Origin of the sequence: Gordonia cholesterolivorans (assembly GCF_039531975.1) — a bacterium.
In the GTDB taxonomy this organism is placed as follows: Bacteria; Actinomycetota; Actinomycetes; order Mycobacteriales; family Mycobacteriaceae; genus Gordonia; species Gordonia sihwensis.
This window is the reverse complement of the sequence record NZ_BAAARB010000003.1, coordinates 244,084-260,107: the sequence shown is the minus strand read 5'-3', so window position 1 is coordinate 260,107 and position 16,024 is coordinate 244,084. Positions and strand designations below refer to the sequence as shown.

Sequence of the window (16,024 nt, the reverse complement as noted above, 5' to 3'; positions counted from 1 at the left end):
CGTCGGGTCAGCTCGCCTCGAGCAGTTGTTCGGGAGTCTTCCCGGTGGCTTGGAAGACGACGCGGCGGGCGATGAGGACCGCGTGGTCGGCGAACCGCTCGTAATAGCGGCCCAGGAGAGTGACGTCGACCGCTGCGGCGACACCATGCGACCACTCGCGGTCCATCATGACGGTGAACAGATGGCGGTGCAGATCGTCCATCGCGTCGTCGTCGTCCATCAGGGTCAGCGCGTCGTGGTAGTCCTGGTTCTCGAGCACGCGGCGTGCGTTCTGCGCGAGCTCGACGGCGAGCCGGCCCATCTCCTCGAAGTACCCCGCGACCTCGTCCGGCAGGACCTTGGCGGGGTGGCGGCGGCGCGCGACCTTCGCCACGTGCAACGCCAGCGCCCCCATCCGGTCGATCTCGGACACCAGCTGGAAGCCGCTCACCACCGAGCGCAGATCACCCGCGACCGGCGCCTGGAGCGCCAGCAGCTGAAAAGCCTGATCCTCTGCCTCGGCCGACTTCTCGGCGACCGAGTCGTGGTTGGAGATCACTTCTTCGGCCAGTTCGAGATCGCCCTCGAGCAGTGCCTGGGTGGCCTGAGCCATCGCCGCACCCACCTCGTCGACCATGTCGCCGAGAGCCTTGTTCAGTGCAGCCATCTGCTCCTGATAAGCGTCACGCATGCAACCCAGCTTACGTAAACCGGCCGGCCTCGCCCTTCACCGACGGTGAAGTCGGCGTGAACACTCGGCGCGCAGGTTGTCGCAGCGGTGGCCGACGGGCTACGCGCAGGTCGTGTCGCCTGCGTTGGTGACCGAGAGGTCGTTGGGCAGGTCGCTGTTATCGGTGTTGGCCGGCAGTTCGCCGACGGAGAGCACCGAACCGGCGGTCGGGACCGAACCGATGGTCTGCGTGCCGCCGAAGTCGGACCCGACGATCACCTCGACGCCGGCCTTCACCGTGCTGTCCTCCTGGATCTGCGCTCCGGGGAACATCTTCGCGATCGTCGCCGCGGAGTCCTTCTCGCCCGGACCGTAGCGGACGACCGTGTCGGTCCGCTTCTCCGAGGAGTCGGCGATGCCGGACACGTCGATGCCCTGACGGACCAGTTCCTCCATCACGGACCCCGCGACGCCCGACTCGTCGGTGCCGTTGAGCACGCGCACGCTCATGTTGGACGCGTGCTGAGCGGTGAGTTCGGTCCTCGGCGCCGGGGGCTTCGGGGAAGCGGAGGGCTTCTTGGTGCTCGACGGCTTGGCCTTCTTCTCGCCGGGCAGCGGCTTGTCGTCGATGATCGCGTTGAAGATCGCGTCGATGTCGTCCATCCGCGGGATCTCGTTGTTCTGTCCGTCGGTGGACGTGCCCGAGGTCGGAATGGTCAGGAACGTGACACGCCCGGCTTCCATGCCCTGCATCGACTCGGCGAGCTGGATCAGCGAGTCGGTGTCGACGTTGTCGACGTAGCTGTTGGCGATGAACGAGCGCGCCACCTTGTTGAGCTTCGACGGGTTCGACAAGACGTCGCCCGACAGCGACGACCGCAGCAGCGACGACATGAACAGCTGCTGCCGCTTGATGCGACCGTAATCGCCGTTGCCCTCCGCGGAGATGTGCCGAGCGCGGACGTAGTTGAGGGCCTGGCGGCCGGTGAGCTTCTTGGTGCCGGCCTTCTTGAGGATGGTCCCCAGCTCGTAGTCGTAGAGCGGGACGGTCGAGCACACCTGGACTCCGCCGACCGTGCGGACCACGTCCTCGAACCCGGAGAAGTCCATCGCGATGAAGTGATTGATGTTCAGCCCGCTGATCTGCGTGAGCGTCTTCACCAGGCAGTTGGGGCCGCCGTCGGCGTAGACGCCGTTCAGCTTCACCGAACTCGCGGCCTCGAGCGTCCCGGAGTACTTCTGCGTCGAGTTGTCCCAGTTCTGGCATTCGGGACGGTCGACGGCGAGGTCGCGAGGCCACGACACCGCGACCACCCGGCTGCGGTCGGCGGGGATGTTGACCAGCAGGACGGTATCGGAGCGGGCGCCCTCGACGACGTCGGCGTCGCCCGCGCCGAGCTTGGAGTTCTTTCCCGCGCGGGTGTCGGTGCCGACGATCAGGTATGTCTCGTCGCCGGTCTGATCGCCCGGTTTGCGGACGTTGGAGTTCTCCGGGTCCAGGGCGTTGACGATGTTCCAGCCGCCGTTGATGCTGCGCATCATGTTCCATGCGTAGCCGGTGCCGACCAGCGACAGCACGCAGGCGAGGCCGAGCAGGATGCGCCCGGTGTTGGTGGCGATTCGCGTCGTGCGTTCCTTGCCGGTGGGCTTCGTCCGGCGACCGCCGCGCACGCGGGACAGCGCCGCGGTCAGATCGGGAGTCGGCTCCAGCGGGCGCTTGCGAGTCGGTTCGCCGTTGCCGGGATCGGTCGACGCGCCGCCTGCGGCGGCACCCGCGGCGGCCGCCGGGCTGCGAGGAGGCGCTGGCGCCGGAGTGGCAGCCGGAGGCGGGGGGACGGACGGGCGTTGCGCTCGGGACTCCTGAGACAAGCGCGCGGCCGTAGTGGTGTCTGAGAGGTCGACCGCCGACGCATCGGCGACCGGCGGGATCATCGCCGTGACCTCGGAGGCCGTCGGGTCGTCAGTGCTCGGCCGGGACGGCTGTGCGGGCGGGGCCGGCGGCTGTGGACCCGGCTGCGGCGTCGGGCGAGGGCTCGGCTGCGTGCGGCGCGGGGGCTGCGCCTGTGCGGCTTGTGCCGGCCCGGAGGCGGTCTCGTCCACCCCCATCTGCTCCATCAACTGGCGGACGGTCAGCCGGCCCCGCGGACGGACGTATCCCTCGCGGGACGACGGCTCCCGCAGACCCTCGGCGCGCTGACCGGCCGCACCGGGCTGTGACGGAGCGGCGTCGCCGAACCGTTCGCGGAAGTCGTAGGCACCGGATGTCCGGCCCGCCCGACGGGGTCGCCGGGGCTGTGCCGACTCGTCGTCATCGGGCTCGGGAGAGCCTGGGCGGTCAGAACTCACAGTGCTTCTTTCGTATGCGGCAGTGGTCTCGCAGTGGTCGCCGGGCAGGCCCGGAGTGCACACGCCACGCGTGCTCGGCACATCTTAATGCCGAGACCTGAGAACTCTCTGCGGTGCGCCCCGTCGGCGAGGGCTCAGCCGCCCGAGTGCATGATCTCGGCACCCTCGGGGACGATGTCCTCTTCGGGGTCGTCGAGCCATCCTTCGGGCAGCGCCACCGACGCGGGCGAACCCTGGCGGCCCCGCGGGCCATGACCGTCAGCGGGAAAGGGGACGTCGGAGGGCAGCTCGGCGACGAGTTCGCGCAGGTCGTCGAGGGTTTTCACCAGAGAGAGCGAGGAGCGCAGGTCGGAGCCGGCAGGGAAGCCGCGCAGATACCAGGCGACGTGCTTGCGAATCTCCCGCATGCCCTTGTCCTCGCCGTGGTGCGAGGCGAGCAGTTCGCCGTGCCGGATCATGATTTCGCCCACTTCCCCGAGGTCGGGCGGAGTGGGCGCATTCACACCGGCCAACCGTGCCGACAGCTCGGCGAACAGCCACGGGCGGCCGAGACAGCCGCGGCCGATGACCACGCCGTCGCAGCCTGTCTGCTCCATCATGCGGACGGCGTCCTCGGCCTCGAAGATGTCGCCGTTGCCGAGCACGGGCACGGTGGTGACATGCTCCTTCAGGCGCGCGATCTCGTCCCACGCCGCCGTGCCCGAGTAGCGCTGCGATGCGGTGCGGGCATGCAGCGCCACGGCTTGGGCGCCTTCCTCGGCGGCAATCCGTCCGGCGTCGAGATGCGTGTGGTGCTCATCGTCGATGCCGATGCGGAACTTGACGGTGACCGGGATGTCGGTGCCCTCGGTGGCGCGCACGGCGGCGGCCACGATGTTGCGGAACAACCGTCGCTTGTAGGGGATCGCCGACCCGCCGCCCTTGCGGGTGACCTTCGGGACCGGGCAGCCGAAGTTCATGTCGATGTGGTCGGCGAGATCCTCGTCGACGATCATCTTGGCCGCGCGGTAGGTGTATTCCGGATCGACCGTGTAGAGCTGCATCGATCGCGGTGACTCGCTCGGATCGAAGGTCGTCATGTGCATCGTGACCGGATGCCGCTCCACGAGCGCCCGCGCCGTGACCATCTCGCAGACGTAGAGGCCGGAGACGGTTCCGGTCCGTGCGAGTTCGAGCTCACGGCAGAGCACGCGGAAGGCCACGTTGGTGACGCCGGCCATCGGTGCCAGCACCACCGGGCTGTTCAACTCGATCGACCCGATCCGCAGCGGGGTGCGATCAGTGGACGGACGCTGGAGAGACGACGGCGCACCGGCGCCCTCGGAGGTCTCCGAAGGCGCCGGTGCAGTCAGTGCGGTGGTACTCAGGATGCTTGCTTCTCCCGCTTGGCCGCCTCGCGAGCGAGCGCGCGGTCGCGCATCTCCTCGAAGCGGGTCGCGTCCTTGTCGAGCTGGTCGAGGAAGGCCGCGAGCTCGTCGCGGGTCTTCTCGCCGGCGGGGCTGAAGTCGTTTCGCTCGAAGACGTTCCATTTCCGGAGAACCGGCTGGACGACCTCTTCGAGGTGCTGGCGCAGATCGTAGATGCCGTGCTTGGCCATCAGCACGCCGTGGCGCCGGAAGTTCGGCATACCCGCTCCGGGCATCTGGAAGTTGGTGACGATGTCGGTGACCGCGCGCAGTGTCTGGTCGGGCGCCAGATCCATGCCGGCCCCGCAGATGTTGCGGTAGAAGATCATGTGCAGATTCTCGTCGGCGGCGATGCGCTGCAGCATCCGGTCGGCGATCGGATCGTTGCACGCCTTACCGGTGTTGCGGTGGCTCACGCGGGTCGCGAGTTCCTGGAAGGTGACGTACGCGACCGAGTGCAGCAGCCCGATCTCCTCGCCGTTCGCCTTCATCTCGTCGGCGCGGTCCGCAGCCGCGAGCATCGGATCGTAGCCGTTGGTCATGTGGATCATGCGCGCCTCTTCGAGGGCCACCGGGTCGACGCCGCGGGTCACGACCAGGTAGTCGCGCATCACGATGCCGTGACGGTCCTCCTCGGCGGTCCAGCGACCGACCCAATGGCCCCAGGCGGAGTCCATCGAGAAGTTCTCGGCGATCACGCGGTGGTACGAGGGCAGGTTGTCCTCGGTCAGCAGGTTGGTGATCATCGCGGCCTTGGCGACCTCGTCGAGCTGCGAGTCCTCGGGCTCGTAGTCCCTGCCGCCCAGAGCCGCGTAGTTCTTGCCCTCGTCCCACGGCACGTAGTCGTGCGGGTTCCAGTCGCGTGCCGTCTTGAGGTGGCGATTGACGTTGGCCTCTGCCGTCGGCTCCAACTCCTTGAGGAGTTCGAGTTGTGTGAGTTGACGTGCCATCGGTGTTCCTCTGGTCGGGTTCAGGTCGTGTCGGGTCGCGGCCGAGCACCGCCGCGACGTGCCCGACATGCATATTCGGACTCCAGGCTACGTCACATGGACGCATGCCCCAAGTCTCCGCGCGCCCTGTGGGGGCGCTGAGAAACCGCAGCCCTCGGTGCGTAGATCGTCTGCCCGGGGCAGATCCGTTAACGTGCGGCCCGGTGGGTTACGTCACCGTAGGTTACCGCGAGGTCGGTAGTGAGGAGCGGTCGAAACGCCGGTCACCGCCGACCGAACATCGGGCCGGTCTTCTCCAGCCACCGGCGTCCGGCGTCGTCGAGCGTGCCCAGTTCGGCGGCGCGGTCACACCACGCCAGAGCCATCTGAGCGAACTCCATCGGGTTGTAGACGTCCTCCTCGCAGCTCCACAGCCCGTCGCCCGCGTAGGTGAGGATGGTGATGTTGGTGGCCGTGAACACCGAACCGTCGCCCGGATCGATCATCGGGTTGGCGATCTCGCAGATCACTCGGCCGGTCGCCGGATCGGTGACGTGCCAGAGCGACGGGTACTCGGCCATGTGGCTTCCGGGGAACGAGTGCATCGTCTTGTTCACCCAGGTGCGGATCGCCTCGCGGCCGTCGAATCGGCCGTAGGCGTGCTCGATGTACGTCGCGTCGACGGTGAACTGATCGGCCCATCGATCCCAGTCCTTACTGATCGCCACATCGGCGACGGTCTGCTGGAACTGAGCGAACGCGGTGTCGAGCTCGTCTGCGGAGAAGGATGCGGTCATGTCGGCCGATGGTAGGGGCGGGCCGCGGCGGACGGCCGTCATTCGGCGGGGATAGGCGCACATCTGATCTCCACGCCGCGCAGGTAGCATTCGGCGCGAACGGCAGTCACCTGGTGAAACGGCGGAGGAATGTTCGGAATCGGCGACGACATCGCGGGCTACCGCGTCCAAGCGGTGCTCGGCGCCGGAGGGATGGGCGAGGTCTATGAGGCGGCCCACCCGCGCCTGCCGCGCAGCGATGCGATCAAAGTGCTCCGGTCGGCACACGGCTCCGATCCGGTGGTGCGCCGGCGGTTCGAACGCGAGGCTGATCTGATGGCGCCGTTGACGCACCCGAACCTCGTGCGCGTCTACGACAGGGGCGGATTCGGCGACGTCCTGTGGATCGCGATGGAACTCGTGCCGGGCACCGATGCGTCGAAGATATCGAAGGCGTCGCCCGCCGGGATGGATCCGCGGCTGGTCGTCAACATCGTCAACGGCGTGGCCGCCGGCCTCGACGTCGCCCATCGTCACGGTGTACTCCACCGTGATGTGAAGCCTGCGAACATCCTGATCACCCCCGGCGGAGATCCGGTGAACCCGGAGGCGGTCAAAGTGACCGACTTCGGCATCGCTCAGGCGCTCGGCGAAGCGGGAGCGGGACTCACCAGCACCGGAACCACGGTCGGCACCATGCGGTACTGCTCGCCGGAACAGATCGACGGCCGTCGGGTGGACGCCCGCAGCGACATCTACTCGCTCGCGGCCACCACGTTCGAACTGCTGACCGGCAGCGCACCGTACGACTCGACCAGTCTGCAGGGACTGATGACGGCACATCTGTTCGCCGAACCGCCGCGGGCGTCCGAGCGGACGCGCTCGCTGCCGCCGGCCGTCGATGACGTGTTGCGAGCGGGCCTCGCGAAGGATCCCGCCGCCCGGCCACCGACGGCGACGGCTTTCGCCTGCGCGTTGTACTCGGCGTTCACCGGAGGACCGGTGAATGTGACGCCCAGCGGGCCGATGTTCGCGAACACTCCCGGTGCACCCGTCCCCGGGCCACACCGGGCGGGTGGCCCGTCCGGCCCGGCACCGGTGCCCACGGGGAGCCCGGACCGCTCGCACGGGGATCACTGGTACCGGCGGACTCCCGCGCTCGCGACCGTCGCGGTCGTTGCGGCACTGGCCCTGGGGGTGGGTGGAGCGTTCGCGTGGAACAGTGCGTCGGGCCTGTCGACACCGTCGTCGCCGGAGGCGAAGATGACCGCCGAGGGTGTCGACCTGTCGTGGCCGGCGGTGAGCGGGGCCGAGCAGTACCTGATCAAACAGGACGACGACGTCATCGACGTCACCGACGACAATTCCTATGTGGTCCGATCTCCGGTCCCCGGCGAGCACTCCTACTCGGTGGCGGCGCGCTCGACGTCGTCGGGCGGTTCGGCGTTCTCCGACCGGGCCGAGCTGACGGTCACCCAGACGTGGGGCGAGTTCCTCGACATGGCGAAGCTCTATCCGGAACTCGTACCGGCCACCCCGGTGAATTCGAACGGCTTCGAATCGCTCTGGTGCCGCGGACTGGGGCCGTACCCGGTGGACGACGACCAGAAGACGTCCCGGCTGATCGTGTGCGACAAGATCGACGGCGCCGATCGGCAGTACTCGGTGCAGATCGCCGCGTACGCGAACAGTGATGATGCGGGGACGGCCGCCGTAGGCCAGTTGCCGATCACGGCTCCGACCGACTTCGGCTTCAAGACCGCCCAGGGCACCAAGGGGCGGCTCTCGACGGGCGTGCAGAGCTCCGAGGCGAGAGCGGTATTCGTCTATTCCAGTTCGGACGATCCGCGCGCGCGTACCTACGTCGAGGTGGCCGTGCCGGACTCCAAGGACCCGAAGCAAGCGCGGGCGATCATGGAAAGGCTGCCGTTCTGATGAACGAACCGAGCGCACCCGGACGTGCCCGGACACCCGCCAGGCCCGTGCTGATCATCGCCGCGGTCGCCGTGCTGGTGCTGCTGGCATCGTTGTTCGCCGTGCGGGCGATGCTGGGCGGTTCGGCGCCGGACTCACCGGGCGGACTCAGTCTGTCGGCGGACGGCGGCGAGGTGAAAGCGGTCTGGAACGGCGTCTCCGGTGCGGACGAGTATCTGCTGATCCGGGACGACGGGGTGGTCGTCTACTCCGGGCCCGACACCACCGCGGTCGATCGGACCGCGGGCACCGGCGACCATCGCTACCGCCTGCGCGCCGCGGATTCGGGCCGGTGGTCGGCCGACGGTGCCGAGAGCAAGGTGACGGTGGTGTCCGGCTGGGGCGAGCTCGGCCCGCTGGCCGCACAGTTCCCCCGGCTGCTTCCGCAGACACCCGAGGCGACGGGATGGCAGGACCTCACCTGCCGCTCGATGGTCCGGGCGATGCCCGCCGAGCGCGGCCCGTCGAACACCGGATCGGGGCGAGCGCTGGTGAAGAGCCGCATGCACTGCTTCAACTCGGAAATGGTGATCCAGCCGGCGTGGATGACGTCGAAGGACGCCACCGACCAGGTGTTCACCGACATCTCGAAGAACGCCTCGCCGGAGTCGATCGGCTGGCGTCACGGTACCGGCTACGTGGTCGAATCCGAGCATGCGGCGTACCTGCGTCTGGCCGACCGCGACGACGTCGTGTTCACCGTTCTCCTCGACCGGGGCGGCAGGAGGGAACTGCTCGACGTCGCCAACCGACTGCCGATCGACGAGTAGCAGTCCGGCCGCGGTCGGTGATCGGGCAGGCCCCGCCCGGGCGGCGCCTGCCTTCGTGCACGCACTGTCGGTCCACGGCGCTACTGTGAATAAGCACCTGTGAGAACCCGTTTCAGGCGCTCGGGAACAGTGGAATACAGGACAGTGGCATACAGAACAGTGGCAGACACGGACTGTGGCAGACACGGACTGTCATACAAGGATTGGGGGCCGTCGTGCAGAGGTTGAGCGGTCTGGACGCGTCGTTCCTCTACTTGGAGACGCCGTCTCAGGTGATGAACGTCGCCGCCATCGTGGAGGTGGATCCCTCGACCATCCCGGGCGGATACACGTTCAATTCGCTGCGGCTGGAGATGGAGCGCCGGGTCCGCGGTCTCCCGATGCTGCGCCGCCGGCTCGCCGACTCGCTGACCAATGTGGACCACCCGGTGTGGGTGGAGGACGAAGACTTCGACATCGAGCGGCACGTCCACCGGATAGCGGTGCCCGCACCCGGAGGCATCGAGGAGATGGCGGCCCTCTGCGGGCACCTCGTGGCCCAGGTGATGGATCGGAAGAAGCCGCTGTGGGACCTGTGGGTTCTGGAGGGATTGTCCGAAGGGGCGATCGCGCTGGTGCTGCGCATGCACCACGCCTGCGTGGACGGTGCCACCGTCGCCGAGATCCTCGGCGAACTCGCGACGTCCACTCCCGAACCACCCGCGCTGGACGCTGCTCGGGTGAAGGAGAGCGCCGGAGGCGCCTCGCGACCCGGCATGGCTTTCGGCGGTGCGGTCAACTTCTTCGTGCAGCGTCCGATCGCAGCGATGAAGCTGATCCCGAAGACGCTCCCGGTGCCGTTCGAATGGTTCAAACGAGTACGGTCCGGCGACGGCATGCCCGCACCCTTCCTCGCTCCGCGGACCCGGTTCAACGGGCCGTTGACTCCGCGCCGGAACCTGGCCTTCGCGCGGTTGCCGCTCGGTGACGTCAAGCGTGTCAAAGACCACTTCGGTGTCAAGGTGAACGATGTGGTGCTGGCGATGGCGGGCGGCGCGCTCCGCGAGTACCTCCAGACGCGCGGCGAACTCCCCGAGGAGCCGTTGGTCGGGCTCGTCCCGGTCTCGGTGCGCGGGGTCACCGAGGACGATCTCATCGAGACCGGCACCAACAAGGTCACCGGTATGTTCACCCGTCTCCCGACGTCGGTGGCCGATCCGGTGGAGCGCATTCGGCTGGCGGGCAAGTACGCCAGGCAGGCGAAGGGGCATCACCAGGGCATCGATGCGAATCTGCTGCGCGCATACGCGGAGTTCGCGCCGGGCAACACCCTCGGCGCTCTGATGCGCCTCTACTCCGACCGCCGTCTCTCCGGCCTGCACCCGCCGATCTTCAACGCGGTCATCTCCAACGTCGCGGGGCCGGACTATCCGATGTACCTGCTCGGCGCGAGAGTGAAGGCGGTGTACCCGATGGGGCCGATCTTCCACGGCCTCGGGCTCAACATCACGGTGATGTCGGTGGACGGCGAGCTGAATGTCGGGCTGCTGTCGTGCCCGGATCTCTCACCGGATCTGTGGGACCTGGTCCGCGGATTCGGGACGCAGCTCGAGGAACTGGTGGCCGCGGTCGAGGCCGATGCGAACGGCGATTCGTCCGACGACGGCCCGTCGGATACCGGCCGACAGAGCGAGTAGAACGAACCCTCACGGGAGACGGCAATGGAATTCGACGACGTGGTCAAGACGACGTTCGCAGCGCGCAGTTTCACCGACGATCCGGTTCCGGACGAGCGGCTGTCGGAGATCCTCGACATCGCGAGGTTCGCGCCGAGCGGCGGCAACCGACAGGGTGTGCGCGTGATCGTGGTCCGGGATCCGGGTACGAAAGCTCAGTTGGCCGAGTTGAGCAAGCCCGCGGCTCGGCGGTACCTGGCTCAGCGCTTCGCGGGAGAGAACCCGTGGAACCCGGTGCACCCGAGTGCCGTCACCGCGACCGATCTCGCTGAGACGCCCGGAGTCGACGAGTTCGTCGCGCCGATCGCGGCTGCGCCGGTGGTCTTGGTGGTGGCCGTCGACCTGGCGGTGGTGGCGGCCACCGATTCCGAACTCGACCGGGTGGGCGTGGTCTCCGGAGCGTCGGTGTATCCGCTCGTGTGGAACATCCTCACCACCGCCCGGTCGCGGGGATACGGCGGGACGATCACGACGATGGTCAGCGCGCAGGAGCCCGCGGTGCGCGAACTGCTTGGCATCCCCGAGACCTTCGCCGTGGCCGCCGCCGTACCGATCGGCCGGCCGGTGAAGCAGCTCACCCGGCTCCGGCGACGGCCGGTGAGCGATTTCGTCACCCTGGAGCGCTTCGACGGAACGGCTCTGGCCGGCCCGGCGGATCGGTGACCCCGCGACTCCCGCTCTGACTCGCGACTCCGCACGGCAGCCGATCGCACCGGGGAACGTGCGACGAGGGGCGCGCGGACATGCCGCGCGCCCCTCGTCGTCAGCTGGAACTAGTCGCTGCTGCCGCCGCCGAGCAGGCTGGAGAGGCTGCCCAGGTCGCTGGAGCCGCCGCTGCTGCCGCTGTCGCCGCCGCCGAGCAGACTGAGGATGAGGTTGATGATCTCCATGCGAATGTCCTTCCGAGACAAGTGAATTGGGAGGGTGAGGACGATTGCGTCAATCGCCGACGGGTGTGACACTACGTACTCTCACAGCAGTTAGTGAACTGCATCACGGAATGTTTCACGCGATCGGGCGACATATGGCGGCACGGAATCGACGTTTCGCGTGTCGGGCGTCCCGAATCTGGCTTCTGTCTGGGGCCTATCCTGGTGCGATGCGCGTGATTCACAGTGCCGACCCGGCGGAACCCGACCTCGCGGTCGACGTCTCGGGGTGTCCGACCGCCGGTGGGCCGCCGGTGGTCCTGGTACACGGAATGGGTGGCGACCACACCACGTGGCATTCAACGGTTCGCACGCTACGTGCCACCTGTCGTGCCACCGTGGCCGTGGACCTGCGCGGTCATGGGCGCAGCGGGCGCGCCGCGGACTATCGCCTCGACGACTTCGCGGCCGATCTCGGACGCGTGGTCGATGAACTGCGCCTGGTCCGGTTCGACCTCGTCGGGCATTCCCTGGGCGCGCACACCGCACTGCGCTATGCGATGGACCGGCCCGACCGCGTCCGTCGCCTCGTACTGGAGGAGATACCGCCGATGCCTCGCGATGAGGCGGATCTCGCCGAACAGATCGCACCGACCGCGACTCTGGGCGAGCGGATCCGCGGTGTCGGCGCGCTGCTCGCACGTCCGGGCCCGTTTCTTCGCTTCGACCGTTCGCTGCCCGACACCGTGCTGCGGCAGTTCGACGTCCCCGAACCCGAATGGTGGGCTCGGCTCAACACTGTGCCGGCGTCGGCATTGGTGATCTCCGGAGGCGCCCGCAGCTTTCTGCCGGGCCGGCATCTGCAGTCTCTCGCCGATGCGTTGCCGCGTGGCCGAATGGTCACGATCGATGCTGGGCACAGTGTTCACCGCGACCGCGGTCCGGAGTTCCTGTCCGCGCTGGTGGCGCATCTCGATGAGCCGGACGGGCAGGACTGACGCAGTCGGTGCGATCGAGCGATCCGAGTGTCAGCCGCGCAGGGCGGAGGCGAGGATTCCTGGAACCAGGGAGTGATCGAGCGTGTCGAGATCTGCATTAGTGTTGTTGTCGGACAGGTAGTTTCGACTCGCTGCGCTCGCTCAACCGGCCTGCGGGGAGACCCAGGGTAATCGAGCGGTCGGGGAGGCCGGGTCAGCCCTTGATCAGATCCGCGGCGCGTTCGCCGATGACGACCGTCGGCGCGTGGGTGTGGCCGCGGACGATCTTCGGCATCACGGAGGCGTCGGCGACGCGCAGACCCTCGACGCCGCGGACCTTGAGGTCGGGCGTCACGACGCTGGCGCTGTCCGAGCCCATCCGGCACGTGCCGGTCGGGTGGTAGAGCGTGTGCGAATGCCAGGTCAGCGCATCTTCGAGAGTGGCTTCGATGGTGTCCAGCTCCCGCTTCGGCTGCAGGAACCGGCCGATCTTCGACGCCAGCGGCTCCGACGTCGCGATCCGGTGGGCGGCGCGCAGACCTGACATCAGGGCCGCGCGGTCGGCGCCGTCGGCGTCCGACAGGTAGCGCGGGTCGATGAGGGCCTTGGCGGTCGGGTCCGACGACGCCAGTGAGACTGTGCCGCGACTGCGTGGGTCGACGAGGATCGGACCGAGACCGATGCCGTGACCTGGCGCGTCCCCGATGCCCTCGTCGTAGAACGGCGCCGGACCGAAGATGATCTCGATGTCGGGCAGCTCCAGGTCGGGGCGGCTGCGGATGAAGCCGTAGGCCTCACCGACATTCGAGGTGAGCATGCCGCGGCGGCGCGTCAGATAGTTGAGCAACTCCAACGGCTTCTCGGCGCCGTAGAGGGTGTCGGAGTCGACGGCGAAGCCGATCAGCGACATCAGGTGATCACTGAGGTTGCGGCCGACCTCGGGCAGATGCTGTGCCACGGCGATGCCGTGCGCGCGCAGTTGCTCTTGATCGCCGATGCCCGACAGCAGGAGAAGCTGCGGCGTGTTGATCGCGCCGCCCGAGAGGATCACCTCCTTGCGGGCGCGGACGGTGTGGGTGACGCCGTCCTTGAGGTACTCGACGCCCACTGCGCGCGAGCCCTCCAACAGCACCCGGGTTGCGTGCGCATCGGTGAGCACCGTCAGGTTCCGGCGCGACCGCGCGGGCTTGAGGTACGCGTCGGAGGCGCTCCAGCGCGACCCGTTCTTCTGGCACACCATCGTCTGCGTGAAGCCTTCCGGCTGAGGCAGATTGGCACGTTCGCGCTTGAATCCAGCCTGTTCGGCCGAGGCGAGGAAGTCGGACGTCCAACCGCGCGGGCTGCGCTGGTGGGCGACGTTGAGCGGCCCGTCGCGTCCCTCGTCGCCCTCGACGGCGCCCTCGATCGACTCGATGCGCTTGAAGTACTCGACGACGCTGGCGAACGACCATCCGTCGCCGGCCTCCAGCGCCCATGCGTCGTAGTCGGCGGCGTATCCGCGCACCCACATCATCGCGTTCATCGACGACGATCCGCCGATCATCTTGCCGCGCGGGAAGAACACCCGGCGGTCGCCGAGCTCTGGCTGCGGCTGGGTGAGGTAGTTCCAGTCGAGGTCGGTCTGGAACTGCTTGGAGAAGGCGGCGGGAATGCGGACGGACTGGCTCTTGTCCTCACCGCCGGCCTCGAGTGCGACCACCGTGTCGGCCGACCGCTCGCTCAGACGGGCAGCGACGACGGCTCCGGCGGAACCGGTGCCGACGACGACGTAGTCGGCGTCCATGGAAGTGGTTGTCATTGAGTCCCTTTCAGTCGAACGGTCAGCCGCGCAGGGCGGAGGCGAAGATTCCGGGCAGACGACTCGCCCGCGGATCGGCGGCGAACTCGGTGAGCCGCTTGCCGGTCGTCGCGGCGGTCTTGTTGTTCACGAACCATGGCGGCTTCGGCGACAGTGCGAGTTCTCCGCGGATCACCGATCGCGGGGCGGGGCGGAACGGCCCGCGGACCACGGTGCGCTCGATTCCGTCCATCAGCCAGGCGTTGTGCACCACGCCGATGCCGCTCTGCACGTCGTCGATGGTGTGGCCGGGGTACGCGCCCCACGACGCGGTCGGCGTCAGGTAACCGACGCCGGTCCAGGCGTTGATGGCGATGGTTCCGTAGTGGAGATCCTCGACGAGGTCGTCGAACGCCGCGCCGAGTTCCTTGACGCTGGCCGGCGCCGCGATGATGTTGACGCCGAGGGTGCCTGCGAAGACCTCGTTGGCCGTGCGCGCCGCGGCACCGGTGAAAGCCGCACCGGTGCAGGGGATCTCGACGACGCCGTAGACCGGTGAGAAGTACTCGCCGGACAGGATGGGTTCGGTCGCATCGGGGCGGACGTCGTCGACCAGCAGGCGACCGCCGCCCGGGCCCAGGCGTTCGGCGTTCGGGTACGACTCCAGCGCGCTCGCGACGCGGTCGTCGCTCCCGGGGTAGTAGGCGGCGCGCTCGGGTGCGGCGGCGATGGCGTTGCGCACCTCGGCGAGGAACCGGTCCTTCTGATCCCAGTCCGACGAGATGATGAGGGCCTGCGATGCGACGCAGTTGTATCCGCCGTTGTGCAGACGCTGAGTGGCCACGTGCTGTGCCTGGAACTTCAGATCGGCGTTGCTCCACCGGCCGGGGATCACGATGGTGGGGGAGACTCCGCCCAGCTCGCTGGTGACCGGCTTGGTCAGCTTGGGGTCGCCCGCGCGCTTGCGGTCGACGGCCTCGTCCCCGACACCCCACACGATGGCGTCGTGGGTGCGTGCACTGCCGGTCATGTGCACGTGGTTCACGAGATCGTGCTGGACCAGCGTGCCGCCGACCTCGGCCCCGCCGGTGACGATGCGGACCGCGCCGACCTCGATCAGCGGGGCGAGGACCTTGCCGAAGACGGGAAGCAGCGGATCGGTGATCGGGTTGAGCTTGAGCACCACCACGCGGTTGTGGGCGATCAGCTCGTACAGCACGTCTAGCGGTGCGATCGACATGATGTTGCCTGCGCCCAGCACCACGCCGATGCCCGCGGTCCGCGACGGGTCGAGCTGCGCGAGCCCGGCCTCGGCCTTTGCTGCGGCGCGACTGACTCCCCGGCGCAGCCACACCTCGGCGCTGAAGCCGCTGAGCAGCAGCCCGTCGTAGACGCTGGTCGGCAGGACGTTGACGGCGACGCGGTCGCGGACGTCGTGGAACTTGACGTCGGCGAGCGGACTCCGGCCCTGTGCGAGGTGGTCGAGGGTGTCGGCGAGGACGCCGAGGCTGGCGGCCATCACATACGGTCCAGACATCCATTCCTCGCCGACCAGCGGCGAGTTCGGGTCGAGGCCCTTGATCTGCACGGCCGTGTCGACCCACTCCTGGGCGTGGGCGCCGGTCAGATCGCGCATGCGCATCAGGAGGTCGCGACGCTGCTCGAGCGTCGTCGTCGCCCAGCGGCGTTCGCCGTCGACGAGGTCGGTCAGCGCGGACTCGACCGCCTGCAGTTCGAGGTCTTGCATTTCTGCTCCATTCGCCAGGTGAGCGTGCACGCTCGGCAGTGATCGCTCCATTGTGTGAGTGGGGTCACCGACGGTGCCAGGTATGGCGG

12 protein-coding genes are annotated in these 16,024 nt (G+C 68.2%); 5 read left to right on the top strand and 7 right to left on the bottom strand.

From position 1 onward, the window contains the following. Nucleotides 1-7: 7 nt before the first annotated feature. The 5 genes from phoU to ABFX36_RS04475 form a co-directional block, all read right to left on the bottom strand. Nucleotides 8-670, bottom strand: a complete 663-nt coding sequence (gene phoU / locus ABFX36_RS04495; protein ID WP_006895699.1) for a phosphate signaling complex protein PhoU — start codon at nucleotides 668-670, stop codon at nucleotides 8-10. A gap of 99 nt (nucleotides 671-769) precedes the next feature. After that, the gene (locus ABFX36_RS04490) at nucleotides 770-2,995 is read right to left on the bottom strand and encodes an LCP family glycopolymer transferase (RefSeq protein ID WP_346075106.1); all 2,226 of its coding nucleotides are present in this window, start codon (nucleotides 2,993-2,995) and stop codon (nucleotides 770-772) included. A 134-nt stretch (nucleotides 2,996-3,129) separates the two neighbouring features. Continuing rightward, nucleotides 3,130-4,263 carry a tRNA dihydrouridine synthase DusB gene (gene dusB, locus ABFX36_RS04485; protein WP_197078030.1) on the bottom strand — a complete coding sequence of 378 codons (1,134 nt, stop codon included), beginning with the start codon at nucleotides 4,261-4,263 and terminating at the stop codon, nucleotides 3,130-3,132. Nucleotides 4,264-4,358: 95 nt separating this feature from the next. Further along, nucleotides 4,359-5,351: an acyl-ACP desaturase gene (locus ABFX36_RS04480; protein WP_006895696.1), complete on the bottom strand. Its 993-nt coding sequence runs from the start codon at nucleotides 5,349-5,351 to the stop codon at nucleotides 4,359-4,361. A 263-nt stretch (nucleotides 5,352-5,614) separates the two neighbouring features. Next, nucleotides 5,615-6,127, bottom strand: coding sequence for a nuclear transport factor 2 family protein (locus ABFX36_RS04475; protein ID WP_346075104.1), 513 nt, complete (start codon nucleotides 6,125-6,127; stop codon nucleotides 5,615-5,617). A gap of 129 nt (nucleotides 6,128-6,256) precedes the next feature. On the opposite strand from ABFX36_RS04475, the gene ABFX36_RS04470 reads away from it, so the two are divergent. The 5 genes from ABFX36_RS04470 to ABFX36_RS04450 all read left to right on the top strand — a co-directional run bounded on the left by ABFX36_RS04470 (nucleotide 6,257) and on the right by ABFX36_RS04450 (nucleotide 12,432). Continuing rightward, nucleotides 6,257-8,041 carry a serine/threonine-protein kinase gene (locus ABFX36_RS04470; protein ID WP_062365937.1) on the top strand — a complete coding sequence of 595 codons (1,785 nt, stop codon included), beginning with the start codon at nucleotides 6,257-6,259 and terminating at the stop codon, nucleotides 8,039-8,041. Beyond that, nucleotides 8,041-8,850, top strand: coding sequence for a hypothetical protein (locus ABFX36_RS04465; RefSeq protein WP_062365935.1), 810 nt, complete (start codon nucleotides 8,041-8,043; stop codon nucleotides 8,848-8,850). Before ABFX36_RS04470 ends, ABFX36_RS04465 begins: the two co-directional genes overlap by 1 nt. Nucleotides 8,851-9,065: 215 nt before the next feature. Beyond that, nucleotides 9,066-10,526: a WS/DGAT/MGAT family O-acyltransferase gene (locus tag ABFX36_RS04460; RefSeq protein WP_062365933.1), complete on the top strand. Its 1,461-nt coding sequence runs from the start codon at nucleotides 9,066-9,068 to the stop codon at nucleotides 10,524-10,526. Between the two features lie 24 nt (nucleotides 10,527-10,550). Then, nucleotides 10,551-11,228 (top strand): nitroreductase family protein, encoded by a 678-nt coding sequence (locus ABFX36_RS04455; RefSeq protein WP_006895691.1) that lies wholly within the window; start codon nucleotides 10,551-10,553, stop codon nucleotides 11,226-11,228. Between the two features lie 436 nt (nucleotides 11,229-11,664). Next, nucleotides 11,665-12,432 (top strand): alpha/beta fold hydrolase, encoded by a 768-nt coding sequence (locus ABFX36_RS04450; protein WP_062365931.1) that lies wholly within the window; start codon nucleotides 11,665-11,667, stop codon nucleotides 12,430-12,432. A gap of 193 nt (nucleotides 12,433-12,625) precedes the next feature. Here ABFX36_RS04450 and ABFX36_RS04445 read toward each other — a convergent pair whose 3' ends face one another. Together ABFX36_RS04445 and ABFX36_RS04440 are read right to left on the bottom strand one after the other, a co-directional pair. Further along, on the bottom strand, nucleotides 12,626-14,209 hold the full coding sequence (locus ABFX36_RS04445) for a GMC family oxidoreductase (protein ID WP_062365929.1): 1,584 nt from the start codon (nucleotides 14,207-14,209) through the stop codon (nucleotides 12,626-12,628). A 22-nt stretch (nucleotides 14,210-14,231) separates the two neighbouring features. Then, nucleotides 14,232-15,935, bottom strand: a complete 1,704-nt coding sequence (locus tag ABFX36_RS04440) for an aldehyde dehydrogenase family protein (RefSeq protein WP_062365926.1) — start codon at nucleotides 15,933-15,935, stop codon at nucleotides 14,232-14,234. Nucleotides 15,936-16,024 lie beyond the last annotated feature (89 nt).